The sequence below is a fragment of the Halorarius halobius genome (assembly GCF_024298865.1).
GTDB lineage: Archaea > Halobacteriota > Halobacteria > Halobacteriales > Haloarculaceae > Halorarius > Halorarius halobius.
This window is the reverse complement of sequence record NZ_CP101161.1, coordinates 2,939,712-2,954,431: the sequence shown is the minus strand read 5'-3', so window position 1 is coordinate 2,954,431 and position 14,720 is coordinate 2,939,712. Positions and strand designations below refer to the sequence as shown.

Sequence of the window (14,720 nt, the reverse complement as noted above, 5' to 3'; positions counted from 1 at the left end):
GCGGGACGGCCGGCATCGCCGGCACGGGGGAACCCTGTGGCTCGCCCGTCGTGACGGCGGACCGTACGAGCCACGGTGTTCGATAGTCACAGCCGGCAACTGGCGTGTCCAGCGGTACCGCCACGGCCGGCCCGGGGACCGAAAGACACCTGTCCTGCCGGCGACCGCACGCTCGTATGGACCGTCAGGAACGCGTCGCCACGTTCGTCGCCGACCACGAACTGGACTGTCACCCGGCGTACCGACTCCTGGACCTCGCGGCCGAGGTCGGAGAGCTGGCCGCCGACGCCAACCGCACGACGGAGTACGGTGTCGAGCCCGACGCGCTGGCTGTCGAGCGTGACGAGGTCGGGGACACGTTGTTCGCGGTGCTGGCGCTCGCGGACGCGCTCGACATCGACGCCGACGCGGCACTCGAGGAGTCGCTCGACAAGTACGAGTCGCGCATCGATTCGACGGGGAGTGCCGGTAGCGACGCGTAGCTACTCGGGAAGTGGGACCTCGGCGACCGTCTCGCCGTCGTGGACGACTTCGACGACGCCGTAGTAGCCACACGAGAACTCGAGCGTCGCCCGGTAGTCGATGTCGACGATACACTGACTACACACCGACGACTCCTTGGACTCCGGAACGTGCGACTCGACGACTACCCGTAGGGTGTCGTCGTCAGGCACGGGTTCGACCCGTCGAAGCCGCGCCGTATGGCAGGCGTCGGAGCCGTCGATGGTCCCCGTAACGGTAACCGTGTACGTAGTCCCGTCAGCCGTCGAGGCCCCGGTCGGGTCGACGGACGCGTCGGCACTGTTCTCGCCGGTGCCACACTCGACCGACTGGACCTCGAACGCCTTCGAGGTGAGTTCAGTCGAGCACGGTGTCGACGTGGGCGTGTCGGTCGGCGTTGCGGACGGGGACCCGTCGGACCCGTCCCCGGGTGCGGTCCCGGTACAGCCGGCGAGGAGACCGGTGGTTGCGGCTCCGACGCTTGCGAGGAGGGCTCGGCGCTTCATGATACGGGGGTCGGTCGAGATGGAAAAATCCCTTGTGGGGGTTCAAGCGACTGTTTGAGTTACCGCGCCGTACGGCTCTCGCCACCTCGACAGGGTTTTTCACGGACGGGAGCGACGACCCCGTCATGCACCCACGCGCCGAGGAGTTCGCGGTCGAATCCCGCGAGCGGTACGGGTTCGACCCGGACGTCCGGGAGTTCCCGGAAGGGACGAAGACAGCCGCCGACGCGGCGGCGGCCATCGGTTGTGACGTCGCCCAGATAGCCTCTAGCATCGCCGTCGAGACGGACGACGGCCTCGCGGTCGTCGTCACCAGCGGAGCCAACCGGGTCGACACGGCGAAGGTCGCCGCTCTGCTCGACGCCGGGAGCGCGTCGATGGCAGACGCCGGGGACGTGAAGGAGACCGTCGGCTGGTCAATCGGGGGCGTTCCGCCGTTCTGTCACGCCAGCGACGTGCCGGTGCTGGTCGACGAGACCCTGCTGTCGTTCGCCGAGGTGTGGGCCGCCGCAGGCACGCCCGAGGCGGTGTTCTCTATCGCACCCGAACGGTTGCGCGAACTGTCGGGGGGTCGTCCGGCAGACGTGAAGCAGGCCGACTCGTAGGGGACGACGTCGAACCACGCCAGGTTTATCGCCGTGTGAGATGACAGTTCGGTGATGGCGTTGGAGAGCCTGTTCGCACCCGACCGGGTGGCAGTGGTCGGCGCGACCGAGAGCGAGGGGTCGGTCGGCCGCGCGGTGGTCCGGAACCTCCTCGACACGTTCGACGGGGAGGTGGTCCCCGTCAACCCCAACCGGGAGTCGGTGTTCGGCCTCGACTGCCTCGACTCGGTTCGGGATGCAGACGCCGACCTCGTCGTGGTGGTCGTTCCACCACAGGCCGCGGTTCAGGTGGTTCGAGAGGCCGGCGAGGCCGGCGTGCGCGACGCGGTGGTCATCACCGCGGGGTTCGGCGAAGCCGGCACGGAGGGCGTCGCCCGGGAGCGGGAACTCGAGGCCGTCGCCGCGGAGTACGAGATGAACCTCGTCGGACCGAACTCCCTCGGCGTCGTCTCGACGCCGAAGGGCCTGAACGCCACGTTCGGGCCGCGGATGGCCGAGCCAGGCAACGTCTCGTTCATGAGTCAGTCCGGCGCCTTCATCACCGCGGTCCTCGACTGGGCGGCCGACCACGATATCGGGTTCAACGACGTCGTCTCGCTGGGCAACAAGGCAGTGATGGACGAGGCGGATTTCGTCCGCGCGTGGGGCGACGACCCGGAGACCGACGTGGTGCTCGGCTACCTCGAGGCTATCGAGGACGGCGCCTCGTTCATCGACACCGCACGCGAGGTGACACAGGAGACGCCCGTCGTCGTGGTGAAGTCCGGGCGCACCGAGGCGGGCGCGCACGCCGCGGCCTCCCACACGGGCGCAATCGCCGGGAGCGAGGCCGCCTACGAGGCGGGACTCGACCAGGCGGGCGTCATCCGTGCGGACTCCGTCGAGGAACTGTTCGACTTCGGTGGCATCCTCGCGGGGCAGTCGCCGCCCGATACCGACGGCGTCGCCATCGTCACGAACGCCGGCGGCCCGGGGGTGATGGCGACCGACGCGGTCGGCGACAGCGGCCTCTCGCTGGCGTCGTTCACGAGCGAAACCCACGCCGCGCTCGGGGAGGCGCTCCCGGACATGGCGAACGTGTACAACCCTGTCGACGTCATCGGGGACGCCCGCGTCGACCGGTTCCGGGCCGCCCTCGACATCGTTCTCTCGGACCCCAACGTCGGCTGTGCGGTCGTGCTGTCGTGTCCCACCGCCGTCCTCACGTACGAAGAACTCGCGGACGCTATCGTCGAGGCTCACGAGGAGAGCGGCGTCCCGATGGCGACCGTCCTGATGGGCGGCGAGGCGACCCGCGGGCCTGCACGGACCCTCGCGGCGGCCGGCATTCCCAACTACTTCGACCCATCGCGGGCCGTGGGTGCACTCGACGGACTCCGGCGCTACCGGGAGATACGGAGCCGGGAGTACGAACCACCCACGGAGTTCGACGTCGACCGGGAGCCGGCCCGCGAGATGCTGGAGCGGGCGGCCGCCCGCGGCCAGACCCGTCTCGGCGTGGAGGCGATGGGCCTGCTCGACGCTTACGGAATCCCCACACCGGACAGCGAAATCGTCACCGGCCGGGAGGACGCCGTCCGGGCCGCACACGACATCGGCGAGGAGGTGGCGATGAAGGTGGTCTCCCCCGACATCCTCCACAAGTCGGACATCGGCGGCGTGAAGGTGGGCGTTCCCGCCGGGGAGGCGGGCGATGCCTACGAGGACCTCGTCACCCGGGCCCGGAACTACCAGCCCGACGCCACCCTGCTCGGCGTGCAGGTGCAGGCGATGGTCGACACCGACGACGCCGTCGAGACCATCGTGGGCGCGAACCGGGACCCGCAGTTCGGACCGCTCCTGCTGTTCGGTCTAGGTGGCATCTTCGTCGAGGTGCTGGAGGACACGACCGTCAGGGTCGCGCCCGTCTCGGAGCCGGAGGCGGCGGCGATGCTCGACGACATCGACGCGGCACCGCTGTTGCGCGGGGCACGCGGGCGGCCAGCCGTGGACGAGGCCGCCGTCGTCGAGACGCTCCAGCGGCTCTCACAGCTCGTGACCGACTTCCCCGCGATACTGGAACTGGACGTGAACCCGCTCGTCGCCCGTCCGGAGGGTGCCGAGGCGATAGACGTGCGACTGACCATCGACCCCGAGAAGCTATGACACCGGTACTCGTCACATCGACGGCGGAGAGCACAGGCAAGACGGCCGTGACGCTGGCGCTGGCACGCGCGGCGATGGAGCGCGGCGAGTCGGTCGGCTACATGAAGCCCAAGGGCACCCGATTGCAGTCGGCGGTCGGGAAGACGCTCGACGAGGACCCGATGCTCGCACGCGAACTGCTCGGTCTCGACGCGGAGATGCACGACCTCGAGCCGGTCGTGTACTCGCCGACGTTCGTGCAGGAGGCCATCCGCGGCCGCGAGGACCCCGACGCCGTCCGCGAGCGCGTTCGGGAGAGCTACGAGACGCTCGCGGCCGACCGCGACCGGATGCTCGTCGAAGGAGGCGGCACCCTCACCACCGGCGGCATCGTCGACCTGACCGACGTCGACGTGGCCGAGTTGCTCGACGCCGAGGTCGTGCTGGTCTCCCGCTACGAGGAACCGGGCGACGTTGACGACGTGCTTGCCGCCGCGGACGCGCTCGGTGACCGGCTCGCTGGCGTGCTGTTCAACGCGGTGCCCGACGCCGCGTTCGACGAACTCGCCACCGATGTCGTGCCGTTCGTCGAGGGTCGCGGCGTCCGCGTGCTCGGGACGCTCCCGCGCCGACAGGAACTCGCGGGCGTCACCGTCGCGGAGCTGGCCGACGAACTCGGCGCGGACCTGCTGACCGACGACGCGGCCACAGACGCCTACGTCGAGCGGTTCGTCGTCGGTGCGATGGGCGCCAGCGAGGCGCTGACACAGTTCCGGCGCACCCGCGACGCCGCGATGATAACCGGCGGCGACCGCACGGAGATACAGACGGTCGCGCTGGACGCCCCGGGCGTCGAGTGTCTGCTCCTCACCGGCGGATTCCGGCCGCCCGAGGCCGTCCTCGGGCGCGCCGAGGAAGCGGGCGTGCCCGTCCTGCTCGTCGGCACCGACACCATCACCACCATCGACCGCGCCGAAGAGCTCGTCCGGTCGGGCCGGACCCGCGACGAACGGACCGTCGAGGCGATGGGCGAGTTGCTCGCGGACTACGCCGACGTGGACGCGCTGTTGCCAGTCGAGGAGTAGCTACTCGCCGACGACCAGCACCGGCACGTCGGCGCTCGTGAGCACGCGCTGGGTCGTCGACCCGAGCAGGTGCTCGACGCCGTGGCGGCCGTGGGTGCCCATCACCACGAGGTCGACCCCGTGGTTCCGTGCGTAGTCGACGATGGCGCTGTGGACCTTCATCCCCCGCACGATGTCGACCACGACGTCGACGTCGTCGCCGGCCAGTTCCCGCACGGCGTCCGTCGCCGCCTCACCCTCCTCACGGAACGCCTCCAGTACGTCCGCCATCCGCTCGGTCGTGAACAGGAACGACGACGCGGACTCGTCGATGACGAACACGACGTGGACGGTCGCACCGAACTCGCGGGCCAGCGCGAACGCCTCATCGGCCGCGCGCTCGGAGACGTCGCTCCCGTCCGTCGGCACGAGTATGGTGTCGTACATGCCCGCCCGTACGACCCCGGAGGTGAAATAAACTGACTCGAACGTTGATAGGGATTGAACTCACATCCCGAGTCGGAGCCTTCGGGCTCCGTAGTGTCACACGAGGGGGCCGACGCCCCCTTCCGCGACGAGGTCCGGCAGTTCCTCGCGTACGGCGTCGTCTATCGTCCGGTTGCCGGTCTCGTAAACAACGTTAGCGCCACTTGTTGACGTATCTGTAACTCTTGGGGACGTTGTAACGCTTCCCGTTAAGTGGGGGGAGCGAGTGGAGTCGGGTATGGCTCACCGGGTGGTGACCACTGACACGAAGACGGCCGAGGTGTTGCCGGAGGCGTTCACCTGGCAGGGGTTCGACGCCGACGTACAGGTCGTCGAGGAGGGTGACGAGGAGCGACTCGTGCGGGCGGCCGCGGCCGGCGATGCCGACGCCGTCGTCGTCGACGCCGGGACGCCGGTGACCGAGCGGCTGTTCACCGAAACACCGGTCCGGGTGGTGGGGCGGGCGGGAGTCGGCGTCGACAACGTGGCGCTCGGTGCCGCCCGCGAGTACGGCATCCCCGTGGTGAACGTCCCCGACTACTGCACCGAGGAGGTGGCGACCCACGCACTGTCGCTACTGCTGTCGACGTGGCGACGGCTCGGTCCCTACGACGACCACGTCCAGAACGGCGGCTGGTCCCGCGACCCCGGCGTCCCAGTCGGTCGCCTCTCGAACGCGACGCTCGGGTTCCTTTCGTTCGGCGCTTCCGCCCGCCGGTTGGCGGAACTCGTCCGTGGATTCGACTTGGAGGGGTTGGCGTACGACCCGCACGTGGACGACCCGACGCTCGCCGAGTACGGCGTCGAGGGCGTGGAGCTAGAACCGTTGTTGCGTCGGTCCGACCTGCTCGCGCTACTGGCCCCGCTCACGCCTCAGACGCGCGGCCTGCTGGACGAAAGCGCGTTCGGGCTGATGAAGCGGTCGGCCGTCGTCGTCAACGTGGGACGCGGCGGGGTCGTGGACACCGACGCGCTCGCGGCCGCACTCGACGCCGGCGAGATAGCCGGTGCCGGGCTCGACGTGCTGGACCAGGAGCCGCCCTCGTCGCTCCCGACGGCCCACCCGAACGTGGTCTACACGCCACACGTTGGCTGGTACTCGGAGGAAGCCATCCGGGAGTGTGCCGACACGCTCGCGACGGACATCGCGCGGGTGCTCACGGGTGGCGACCCGGACCACCCCGTCGACCCGGGCTGGTGACCGCCAGCAAACGGGACCGCCGATAGCTAGTCGCACCGCTGGGACATCGAGACCACCCGGCGACGGGGGCGTCCCGTCTGTACCTGACGCAGTTATGTGGTCGCGTTCGCTATCTTTCCTTCGAGCGTCGACTTCTCCTGGACGCCGACCATCTCGTCGACCGGTTCGCCGCCGGCGAACAGGTACAGCGTCGGGACGCCCTGCACCCGGTACTGCTGTGCGAGCGCCTGGTGGGCGTCGATGTCGACCTTGGCCACGGCCGCGTCGGTCTCGGCCGCCAGTTCCTCGACCGTCGGCTCGAGCATCTTGCACGGACCACACCAATCCGCGTAGAAGTCGACAAGCACCACGTCGTTCTCGCCGACGAGTTCCTCGAGGTGGGACTGCCCCTCGACGTGGACCGGCTCGTCGGGCGTCTCGGCCCGGCTCGACAGCTCTTCGCGCTTCTGGTCGCGGATGGACTCCAGTTCGTCGTCTTCGTTGCTCATACACGTCGTAACGCCCGGGGCTAGTTAACGACATCGGGGTCGTGGCCGAACCGCACACGACCAGCGCCGCGACGCCGTCGCTGGTCGGCATGGAGGCCGCGGTGACGAGAGGTCCCCGGGGGACGGCGATGGGCGGGCGGGCCGTCCGCCGGGAAAAGAGGGGGCGGTCCGGGCAGAAACCGCCCCCGATGCCGGATGTCAGAGGCACCCCGGCATCCGTATCTACGGATGGTACGTCTTTACATCACTCATCGCACGAGCGTTCAAGAGGTGGCTTCACATACATATTTCTTTCCCAGACTTATACGAATTGAGAACCGTCCCGAACGCTTAACGGGTAACGAGAGGTAATCCGCGTCGATGACGGAGTCCCAGGAGTCCGTGTTCTCCCTCCTCTGCCGGCGGTCGTCGCTGTTCTCGGCACTGCTCGACGGGCCCCGCACCAAGCCGGAACTGGTCGAGTCGCTCGACGTCTCGCGGTCCACCGTGGACCGCTGTATCAGGGACCTGGAGGCGGCCGGGCTCGTCGAGCGCGTCGACGGGGGGTTCGGCCTGACGCTACCGGGGCGGCTCCTGTTCGAGGAGTACGACCGCTACCGCGAACGGGCGGCGGGAGTCCTGGATGCGCTCGAGGCGCTGGCGGTACTGCCCCCCGGCGCCGACATCGAGGCGGGGGCACTCCGGGGCGCCGAGGTGACGCTCGCGGACCGGACGGCGCCGTACCGACCGGTGGAGCCGTACGTCGGTGCCGTGCGGGAGGCGGAGCATATCGACCACATCTCGACGGCGCTGGGACCGCGGTTCGTCGACTCGTTCCGCGATGCGATAGTCCAGGGGGGTGCGGCGGCGCGGCTCGTACTCAGCGAGTCCGTCTCCAAGCGGGTCGTCACTGACCATACCGAGACGCTGGCGACGATGCTCGACACCGGACGGCTCCGTCTCCGGGAGTCGGGTGACCATCCCGGTTACAGCCTGACGCTGATGGACGTCGGTGAGGACACGACCGTCCACTACCTCGTGTACGCCGACGACGGCCTGCGAGCCCACATTCAGACGGGCCATCCGGAGCCCGTCGAGCGGGCACGGGCCCTGTTCGAACGTTACTGGAGTGGAGCCAGGGAGCTGTCGCCTACCCTCGCGTCGGAGTGAGATGAGTCGCCAGCCGGCCCACACCGCCGTTACGTCGCGTGACGCGCGTCAGACGGTGCCGGCAGGATTAAGAACGGGCCGACCCACGCTCGCGGTATGAACCAGGACGTTCCCCAGGAAATCACCTCGCTCGTCGGGCGGGAAGTGTACTCGAACAACGGGGTTTTCGTCGGCCAGGTCGAGGACTTGCGACTCGACCTCGACAACGAGACGGTGACCGGTCTCGCCCTGACGGAACTCAACGGGAGCCTGTTCGACGCCCGCGTCGACGAGGCGCGCGGCGTCATCGTCCCCTACAGGTGGGTGCGTGCGGTCGGCGACGTCATCCTCATCAACGACGTCATCGAACGGCTCAAGGACGGCGACGAGGAGGAAGCGGTCGCCTGACGCAGGTAGCGAGGGTCAGGAGCCGTTCGCCGACTCGCCGCTCCCGGAGGACTCGACACCCATCGCCTCGAACAGTTTCGTGCGTACGGCTTCCTCGACGAGCGAAAGCAGGGTCTCGCGGTTGTCCTCCGTCGTCTCGATGCCGGTGAAGATGCCCAGCGGTATCTCGGCGGAGGCGTCCGTCGAGTGGCCGACCACCTCACCGATTTCGCCGAACGCGTCCTCCAGCACCGCGCCGATGTTCATCCGGATATCCTTCGAGCGCGCCGCCAGATAGATGGTGTCGTCCGCGAGTGCGAACACGGCCGTCGTGGTGATACCTTCGAGGTTGAGGAGATGCTGTGCGGCCTGCGAGAGGGCGTCGCGGTCGCGGATGAACCCCGCGTTCGAGACGAGATGCGAGCCTTTCACGTCGCGGTTGCGAATCGCTTCCGCGAGTACGTCCAGCGTCTCCGGGCTCATCGACGGCGACTCCACCTGTTCGAGCGTGTCGTGGTCGGCGAACGGGTGGAGATACGCCGCCGCGGTCAGGTCCGCCGGCGTCGTGTCGCGCTTGAAATCGAGCGTCTCGGCGCGGATGCCGTACAACAGCGCGGTCGCTACGTCCTCGTCGAGTTTGATGTCGAACTCCTGGACGTACTTCGTGAGAATCGTCGACGTCGAGGAGACGTTGCGTCGCACGTCGGTGAATCGGGCATCGTAGTCGACGTCCGGCTCGAAGTGGTCGATGAAGATGTCGACGTCACCCTCGAACGCGTCTTCCGAGGCTTTCGCGTGGTCCACCAGCGCGACCGTGTCGTAGCTGTCGAGGCTCACCTCCTCCCGGGGCGTCAACTCGATGCCGAACAGGTTGACGAACGCGCGGTTCTCCTGGTGGCCGATCTCCCCGTCGTAGATGATGTCGGCCTCCACGTCGCGCGACTCGGCGATGGCCTTCAGCGCGACGGCGCTGGCGATGGAGTCGGGGTCCGGCGACCGGTGTGCGAGGATGGCCATCCGGCGCTCGGTCGAGTCGATGACGTCCGCCAACTGTTCGGCCTTGTGCTCCAGTTCCCCCGTCTCGAGCGCCCGGAGCGCGGAGTCGGCGATGACCGCCGACGGGTTGATCACCACGTCGACGCCGAGTTCGGTCAGCTCGTCGGCCGTAACGGGGTCCGAGGCCCGGACGACGATGAACTGGTCCTCGCCCCGAGCGCGGATGTTCTCGACGGCGGCACGGTTCGCCTCGACGTCCGACGAGAGAATGAGAACGACGTCCCGGTCGGCGATGGCTTCGGCCACCTCCTCGTCGGCGATGTCGGCTGTGCGGGCATCGAGGTCCTGGTCGCGTAGCGCCTCGACGCGACCCTCGTCCTTGTCGAGGATGAGCACGTCCTTCTCCTCCGCTTCGAGCTCTTCAGCGACGGCGTGCCCCACGCTGCCGCAACCGAGGATGGCGTACGTAGACATCGAGGCCATCGAGATTCCGCTACTCATGTTGTGTCGACGTGTGGGGGGCTACAACTTAAACTGCCCACCTCGGAGTTTCCGGTGACGGAACCGGTCGCAGGCGCCGAAACGCAAGCTATATGCGACGGCCTCCGCTACCCCGGAGTGAGGGCCGATAGCTCAGCCAGGGAGAGCGACTGGCTCTTAACCAGTCGGTCGGGGGTTCAAATCCCCCTCGGCCCGTTCCGATTTCTACCGACGAACGGTTACGGTGGCCAGCAGCCGCTGGGGCGGCCCCGTCGAACTCATCCCACCGGCGCGGACAGCGGGGGCGGGCTCAGGTGGTGCTACGTCCCAGCAGGATGCGGCCGTAGCAGAGCCAACAGCAGTCCCCTGGCCGCCGGAGATAGCATCCGGACGTCTCCTCCGGAAGGTGTCGCTTCATGGAATCTATCAGCTCCGTCGTCACCCGGGCCACCGCGACGGACCATCGTTATGCGGTCACTACCGGTCGATGGTCGCCCGGAGACTAGTCGCGGACGAGCGCCTGCCGAGCGGCCGGACCAAACGACGCGAGGGGCGTCCTGCTCCTGTAGGCAAACGGGTAGGAACTCCAGACGAGTTCGTGCTCGGGTGGTCGGTTGGGACGCTCGGAACGATGTGTAACACGATAGTGAACTGATTTCTGTCGTCTGAGCCAGCAGGGAAACGCCGTCAGACGGACGGCACACACTGAGTCAGATTTATTACACTGGTTGGCAATGGTTATCATATGTCGCTCACGTCCGTCACGTGCAAGAACTGTGGCGAAACGTTCGAGGCTCACGACAGCGCCCGGACGGCGGAGATGGGGTACTGCAGTCGCGCGTGCATGAGCGCGGACAGACTCCAGTGAGGTTCATCGGGACGTTCTCTAGCGATTCATCCTGTCGGAAACCACGATTCGAGGGGTGGTCCGGCGCCGGAGCGGGTGGCTCTCTCACTCCTGTGGCGAGTAGTTCGGCGCCTCGTCGGTAATCATCACGTCGTGCGGGTGGCCCTCGGTCTGGCCGGCCGAGGAGACCCGGACGAACTCCGCACGCTCCTTGAACCCGGGGATGGTCTCGGCGCCGACGTACCCCATCCCGGAGCGCATCCCGCCGACGAGCTGGTGGAGCTCGGATTCCAGCGACCCCTTGTACGGGGTGGCGGCCTCGACGCCCTCCGGGACGAACTCCTCGTCCCCGTCGTCGTCCTTGAGGTAGCGGTCGCCGCTCCCCTCGGACATGGCGCCGACCGACCCCATCCCGCGGTACTGCTTGTACTTCTTGCCGTTCATCGTGATGACGCGACCGGGCGCCTCGTCGGTACCGGCGAAGTAGGAGCCGAGCATCACGGCGTCCGCACCCGCCGCGATGGCCTTGATGGCGTCGCCGGAGTAGCGGATGCCGCCGTCCGCGATGACCGGCACGTCCTCGCGGGCGGCAACGTCGGCGACTTCGGCGACGGCCGTAATCTGAGGCATCCCCGCGCCGGAGACGACCCGAGTGGTACAGATGGAGCCGGGGCCGATACCCACCTTCAATCCGTCGGCGAAGTCGACGGCCTCCTCGGCGGCCTCGCGGGTACCGACGTTGCCGACGACGACGTCGGCGTCGACCTCCGTTTTGATGTCGCGAGCCGAATCGAGGACGTTGAGGTTGTGGGCGTGTGCACAGTCGATGAACAGCACGTCCGCGCCCGCCTCGTCGGCGGCCTGTGCCCGGTCGAGTTCGAACGGGCCGACGGCGACGCCCGCCAGCAGGCGGCCGTCGTCGTCGCGGGCCGCGTCGTCGTATTCGCGCCGCGAGAGGATGCCCCGCATCGTCACGAGGCCAGTCAGTCGGTCCTCGTCGTCGACGATGGGGACGCGCTCTATCTTGTGGTCGTACATCAGCTCCAGCGCCTCGCGGGCCTCGATGTCCTCCCCGGCGGTGATGACCTCGTCGGTCATCGCCTCCCGGACGCTGTCCTCGGAGCCGATGCCGAGATACGGCCGGATGTCGGTGCCGGAGATGATACCGAGCACCTCGCCGTCGTCGTCGACGACCGGCGCGCCCGACACGCCCGCGCGGTCCATCATGGCGTCTACTTCCTCGACGGTCATCTCGGGGGAGGCGGTCACGACGTCACGGATGATGAGTTCGTCGGCGCGTTTCACGCGCTCGACGTGGTCGGCCGTCTCCGCGACGTCCATGTTGCGGTGGAGCACGCCGAGGCCACCCTGTCGGGCCATCTCGGCGGCGAGTTCGGCCTCCGTGACGGTGTCCATCGCGGCAGACAGCACGGGGATGTTTAGCTGGACGTTCTTCGAGACGCGGGTCGAGGTGTCGGCCTCGTCCGGTTCGACACGCGACTCCTTGGGTCGCAGGAGTACGTCGTCGAACGTCAGCGCTTCCGGCACCTGGAGTTTCTGCGAGAACGGCTTGTCGTCCGCCATATAAACCGTGTGAAGCCCCGGTGCAAAAACGTTCCGAGAAGGAACCGGACACGGCGGCTGTGCCCGCGTGACACACCCGCAGGCTCGCCATCACGGCGTCGTCGGGAGGTCGGGAGCTGTACATCGACGGGCAGGTATCGGCGTCGGTGGCTCCCGATGGGCATTCGTCCATCCCAGTGGCTAACGATTGGACGGGTTCCGGTGTAACTACGGCGGGAATGGTGGATTTTCGGGGTGTGCGGACGCGCCTCACACAACGTTTATGCCCATCTCGTCAAATATTGCAGACATGGACTCCGCAAGTCCGATCGCGACGCGTACTGCCGGTCAGCCGACCGCCGACTCCGGCACCACAGTTACATTCGCGATTCGGGCGTTCAATAAAGCGGAGGGCTTCGCGCTCGACTGGCTGGGGACCGTCGCACGCCACGAGCACCGCGGAGCACACCACCCATCGGCGACGGGGTATCGCCAACGCCCCTGATCGATGAGCACGTCGAGACATCCGATAGCGCTCCGCCTAGAGCAGTCGGTGGGCGAGGGGACGCGGCTCCTCGCCACCGTGATGGCGCTCCCGCTGGTCGACGGCATCTTCCCCGCGCTGGTTCTCGCGGGGGCCGTCGACGGCGCGCTGGGCATCCTCGAGGTCGGCCTGCTGGTGTTCGGTGGCTCCGCCACTCTCGCGGTCGTCCTCGCCGAGATGGACGGTACCCGCCGCGAGCAGGTCACGTCCATCCTCGCGGTCGGCCTCCCGATAATGGCTATCGCCGGGGTGGAGGCCGCCATCGCGCCCACCATCGGGTCGATGCTGAACATGTGGGTGTTCGAGCGCTTCGCGGCGCTGGTCATCCTCGCCATCGCGGCGAAGACCGCCTCGGCGACTGTCGGCGAGTATCTCCCCCGGCCGGGCGTCATCGTCGGCCTCGGCCTCGTCGCGTCGTTCGACTTCGGCGGCATCGCGTTCGAGGTCGTCACCGACCCGATGCTGGTCGCCCAGGGCGTGGCGGCCGCCGGCGTCGGCGTCGCGTTCGCGCTGTCGGTCGCCCTGCTGGGGCCGTGGCTCCGGGGCAACGTCGACATCGACCGCTTCCGGTTCGGGAGCGCCGTCGCGCTGGGCGTTCTGCCCCTGTCCATCCTGGGCGTCATCGAGGCAAACGTCCCCATCGCGCTGGCAGTCATCGCCGTCACCTCGCTACTGGCACTCGACCCCGACGGGCACGGGGACCCGATGCCCGAATCCGAGGCGTCCGGCGCCGTCACGGACGGGGGCGACCCCGACGAGAGCGTCGAGGAGAACGTCGAGGACGCACCGCCAGTCGAGCCAGTGTCCGAGAACGGCGACGACGACGCGGGCGGAACGCCGGGCGTGACGGACGGCGACCGCGCGCCCTGGCTGTAGTCCGGTTTATCCTTTCGACGGCGAGCGGTTCGACACCGGCGAGGGCAACGCTTACACGCCGTCGGTGCCGCCTCCCGTTATGGCCGAGAACCGCGTCGTGCAGGGGCGGATGGTGACCCCCGGAAAGCTCGCAGAGCTAATCGAGGGGGAGACGGTGATGGACACCGAGGGAATCGAGGACGCCGACAGGGACTGTCCGGACTGCGGCGGGGACGTCGTCTCCGTCGGCTACATGCCCTCCGTGACGGAGTTCGTCACCGGCTACAAATGTCAGGATTGTGATTGGTCCGAGACGGACCGGTGACCGGGCAGTAGCTGTCCCCAGACGAGTTTCTCCGGGATCTGTACCGACAGCTCCCGCTGGACGGACAACTGACAGGAGAGTCGCGGGTAGCCGAACCGCGCGGCGAGCGCGTCGTGCCAGTGGCCCGGCGCCGGCGAGTCGCCACCGAACCTGACGCCACAGGTGCCACAGAGGCCGCGGCCCCCACAGTTTGCCGCCCGCGAGACCGGGCCGTACACGTCGAAACCGGCGTCGAGTAGCGCCCGCCGGAGGTTCGCGCCCCGGGGCACCTCGATGCTGTTCTCGACGCCCTGCTCGCGGACGGTGAGGCGAACGGTGTCCATGTTCCGAGTCAGGGGACGGCCGGGGAAAACGCCGGGGGTCGAATCGAAATCCATTTACGGGCAATCGCCATACCCGGAGGCGAGGGGCTGTGGCCAAGCCAGGCATGGCGACTGACTCCAGAGGCCACGCGCCCGGTGACGACACTCCAGACTGATATACCGAGCGGGCGACTGATCATCGCTCGCGTTGACGACCCTCTGGAGGACCGAGGCGCCGACCGGAGATATCAGTCGATCGGGGGTTCAAATCCCTCCGGCCCCATTCCAGATTTAACAGTATCGGAGGCTCTTGCCGCC

General features: G+C 68.1%; 17 protein-coding genes and 2 tRNA genes. 13 read left to right on the top strand and 6 right to left on the bottom strand.

Annotation, left to right across the window (positions count from 1 at the left end):
- Window positions 1–176 precede the first annotated feature (176 nt).
- On the top strand, window positions 177–482 hold the full coding sequence (locus NL112_RS15825; protein WP_255149815.1) for a MazG-like family protein: 306 nt from the start codon (window positions 177–179) through the stop codon (window positions 480–482).
- Here NL112_RS15825 and NL112_RS15820 read toward each other — a convergent pair whose 3' ends face one another.
- Window positions 483–1,007 (bottom strand): hypothetical protein, encoded by a 525-nt coding sequence (locus NL112_RS15820; RefSeq protein ID WP_255149814.1) that lies wholly within the window; start codon window positions 1,005–1,007, stop codon window positions 483–485.
- Window positions 1,008–1,132: 125 nt separating this feature from the next.
- On the opposite strand from NL112_RS15820, the gene NL112_RS15815 reads away from it, so the two are divergent.
- The 3 genes from NL112_RS15815 to NL112_RS15805 are packed head-to-tail and all read left to right on the top strand — an operon-like array spanning window position 1,133 to window position 4,821.
- Window positions 1,133–1,612, top strand: a complete 480-nt coding sequence (locus NL112_RS15815) for a YbaK/EbsC family protein (protein ID WP_255149813.1) — start codon at window positions 1,133–1,135, stop codon at window positions 1,610–1,612.
- A 51-nt stretch (window positions 1,613–1,663) separates the two neighbouring features.
- On the top strand, window positions 1,664–3,757 hold the full coding sequence (locus NL112_RS15810) for an acetate--CoA ligase family protein (protein ID WP_255149812.1): 2,094 nt from the start codon (window positions 1,664–1,666) through the stop codon (window positions 3,755–3,757).
- Window positions 3,754–4,821 carry a phosphotransacetylase family protein gene (locus NL112_RS15805; protein WP_255149811.1) on the top strand — a complete coding sequence of 356 codons (1,068 nt, stop codon included), beginning with the start codon at window positions 3,754–3,756 and terminating at the stop codon, window positions 4,819–4,821. Before NL112_RS15810 ends, NL112_RS15805 begins: the two co-directional genes overlap by 4 nt.
- Here the strand turns inward: NL112_RS15805 and NL112_RS15800 are convergent, their stop codons facing one another.
- On the bottom strand, window positions 4,822–5,247 hold the full coding sequence (locus NL112_RS15800) for a universal stress protein (RefSeq protein ID WP_255149810.1): 426 nt from the start codon (window positions 5,245–5,247) through the stop codon (window positions 4,822–4,824).
- 277 nt (window positions 5,248–5,524) lie between these two features.
- Between NL112_RS15800 and NL112_RS15795 the strand changes: the two genes are divergently transcribed.
- Window positions 5,525–6,487 (top strand): NAD(P)-dependent oxidoreductase, encoded by a 963-nt coding sequence (locus tag NL112_RS15795; RefSeq protein ID WP_255149809.1) that lies wholly within the window; start codon window positions 5,525–5,527, stop codon window positions 6,485–6,487.
- 92 nt (window positions 6,488–6,579) lie between these two features.
- Here NL112_RS15795 and trxA read toward each other — a convergent pair whose 3' ends face one another.
- A complete protein-coding gene (trxA, locus tag NL112_RS15790; RefSeq protein WP_255149808.1) occupies window positions 6,580–6,975 on the bottom strand; it encodes a thioredoxin in 396 nt (131 codons plus the stop codon).
- Window positions 6,976–7,335: 360 nt separating this feature from the next.
- Between trxA and NL112_RS15785 the strand changes: the two genes are divergently transcribed.
- Both NL112_RS15785 and NL112_RS15780 read left to right on the top strand, forming a co-directional pair.
- Window positions 7,336–8,124, top strand: coding sequence for a helix-turn-helix transcriptional regulator (locus NL112_RS15785; protein WP_255149807.1), 789 nt, complete (start codon window positions 7,336–7,338; stop codon window positions 8,122–8,124).
- 96 nt (window positions 8,125–8,220) lie between these two features.
- Entirely contained in the window at window positions 8,221–8,511 is a 291-nt protein-coding gene (locus NL112_RS15780; RefSeq protein WP_255149806.1) for a PRC-barrel domain-containing protein, read from the top strand.
- Window positions 8,512–8,526: 15 nt separating this feature from the next.
- Here NL112_RS15780 and NL112_RS15775 read toward each other — a convergent pair whose 3' ends face one another.
- Window positions 8,527–9,987, bottom strand: a complete 1,461-nt coding sequence (locus NL112_RS15775; RefSeq protein ID WP_255149805.1) for a DHH family phosphoesterase — start codon at window positions 9,985–9,987, stop codon at window positions 8,527–8,529.
- A gap of 121 nt (window positions 9,988–10,108) precedes the next feature.
- Between NL112_RS15775 and NL112_RS15770 the strand changes: the two genes are divergently transcribed.
- Window positions 10,109–10,182, top strand: a tRNA-Lys gene (locus NL112_RS15770).
- Between the two features lie 529 nt (window positions 10,183–10,711).
- A complete protein-coding gene (locus NL112_RS15765) occupies window positions 10,712–10,834 on the top strand; it encodes a hypothetical protein (protein WP_255149804.1) in 123 nt (40 codons plus the stop codon).
- Between the two features lie 84 nt (window positions 10,835–10,918).
- Here the strand turns inward: NL112_RS15765 and guaB are convergent, their stop codons facing one another.
- Complete coding sequence (gene guaB, locus NL112_RS15760) at window positions 10,919–12,397, bottom strand: IMP dehydrogenase (RefSeq protein ID WP_255149803.1); 1,479 nt, start codon at window positions 12,395–12,397, stop codon at window positions 10,919–10,921.
- Between the two features lie 289 nt (window positions 12,398–12,686).
- On the opposite strand from guaB, the gene NL112_RS15755 reads away from it, so the two are divergent.
- The 3 genes from NL112_RS15755 (at window position 12,687) to NL112_RS15745 (ending at window position 14,100) form a co-directional block, all read left to right on the top strand.
- Window positions 12,687–12,881: a DUF8099 family protein gene (locus tag NL112_RS15755; RefSeq protein WP_255149802.1), complete on the top strand. Its 195-nt coding sequence runs from the start codon at window positions 12,687–12,689 to the stop codon at window positions 12,879–12,881.
- A 3-nt stretch (window positions 12,882–12,884) separates the two neighbouring features.
- The gene (locus NL112_RS15750) at window positions 12,885–13,796 is read left to right on the top strand and encodes a DUF5794 domain-containing protein (protein ID WP_255149801.1); all 912 of its coding nucleotides are present in this window, start codon (window positions 12,885–12,887) and stop codon (window positions 13,794–13,796) included.
- A 79-nt stretch (window positions 13,797–13,875) separates the two neighbouring features.
- On the top strand, window positions 13,876–14,100 hold the full coding sequence (locus NL112_RS15745; RefSeq protein WP_255149800.1) for a DUF5795 family protein: 225 nt from the start codon (window positions 13,876–13,878) through the stop codon (window positions 14,098–14,100).
- On the opposite strand, the gene NL112_RS15740 is transcribed toward NL112_RS15745, so the two are convergent.
- A complete protein-coding gene (locus tag NL112_RS15740; protein ID WP_255149799.1) occupies window positions 14,067–14,423 on the bottom strand; it encodes a 2Fe-2S iron-sulfur cluster-binding protein in 357 nt (118 codons plus the stop codon). The two genes, NL112_RS15745 and NL112_RS15740, sit on opposite strands and share 34 nt — an antisense overlap.
- Before the next feature lie 83 nt (window positions 14,424–14,506).
- On the opposite strand from NL112_RS15740, the gene NL112_RS15735 reads away from it, so the two are divergent.
- Window positions 14,507–14,685 (top strand) — tRNA-Trp (locus tag NL112_RS15735).
- Window positions 14,686–14,720 lie beyond the last annotated feature (35 nt).

What these genes read in the sequence shown, in the direction of transcription:
- NL112_RS15750 (WP_255149801.1), top strand. Translation starts at nt 12,885, where the DNA reads ATGAGCACGTCGAGACATCCGATAGCGCTCCGCCTAGAGCAGTCGGTG.
- NL112_RS15785 (WP_255149807.1), top strand. Translation starts at nt 7,336, where the DNA reads ATGACGGAGTCCCAGGAGTCCGTGTTCTCCCTCCTCTGCCGGCGGTCG.
- NL112_RS15800 (WP_255149810.1), bottom strand. Translation starts at nt 5,247, where the DNA reads ATGTACGACACCATACTCGTGCCGACGGACGGGAGCGACGTCTCCGAG.
- NL112_RS15745 (WP_255149800.1), top strand. Translation starts at nt 13,876, where the DNA reads ATGGCCGAGAACCGCGTCGTGCAGGGGCGGATGGTGACCCCCGGAAAG.
- NL112_RS15795 (WP_255149809.1), top strand. Translation starts at nt 5,525, where the DNA reads ATGGCTCACCGGGTGGTGACCACTGACACGAAGACGGCCGAGGTGTTG.
- NL112_RS15780 (WP_255149806.1), top strand. Translation starts at nt 8,221, where the DNA reads ATGAACCAGGACGTTCCCCAGGAAATCACCTCGCTCGTCGGGCGGGAA.
- NL112_RS15740 (WP_255149799.1), bottom strand. Translation starts at nt 14,423, where the DNA reads ATGGACACCGTTCGCCTCACCGTCCGCGAGCAGGGCGTCGAGAACAGC.
- NL112_RS15815 (WP_255149813.1), top strand. Translation starts at nt 1,133, where the DNA reads ATGCACCCACGCGCCGAGGAGTTCGCGGTCGAATCCCGCGAGCGGTAC.
- NL112_RS15775 (WP_255149805.1), bottom strand. Translation starts at nt 9,987, where the DNA reads ATGAGTAGCGGAATCTCGATGGCCTCGATGTCTACGTACGCCATCCTC.
- NL112_RS15820 (WP_255149814.1), bottom strand. Translation starts at nt 1,007, where the DNA reads ATGAAGCGCCGAGCCCTCCTCGCAAGCGTCGGAGCCGCAACCACCGGT.
- NL112_RS15755 (WP_255149802.1), top strand. Translation starts at nt 12,687, where the DNA reads ATGGACTCCGCAAGTCCGATCGCGACGCGTACTGCCGGTCAGCCGACC.
- NL112_RS15805 (WP_255149811.1), top strand. Translation starts at nt 3,754, where the DNA reads ATGACACCGGTACTCGTCACATCGACGGCGGAGAGCACAGGCAAGACG.
- NL112_RS15825 (WP_255149815.1), top strand. Translation starts at nt 177, where the DNA reads ATGGACCGTCAGGAACGCGTCGCCACGTTCGTCGCCGACCACGAACTG.
- NL112_RS15765 (WP_255149804.1), top strand. Translation starts at nt 10,712, where the DNA reads ATGTCGCTCACGTCCGTCACGTGCAAGAACTGTGGCGAAACGTTCGAG.
- trxA (WP_255149808.1), bottom strand. Translation starts at nt 6,975, where the DNA reads ATGAGCAACGAAGACGACGAACTGGAGTCCATCCGCGACCAGAAGCGC.
- guaB (WP_255149803.1), bottom strand. Translation starts at nt 12,397, where the DNA reads ATGGCGGACGACAAGCCGTTCTCGCAGAAACTCCAGGTGCCGGAAGCG.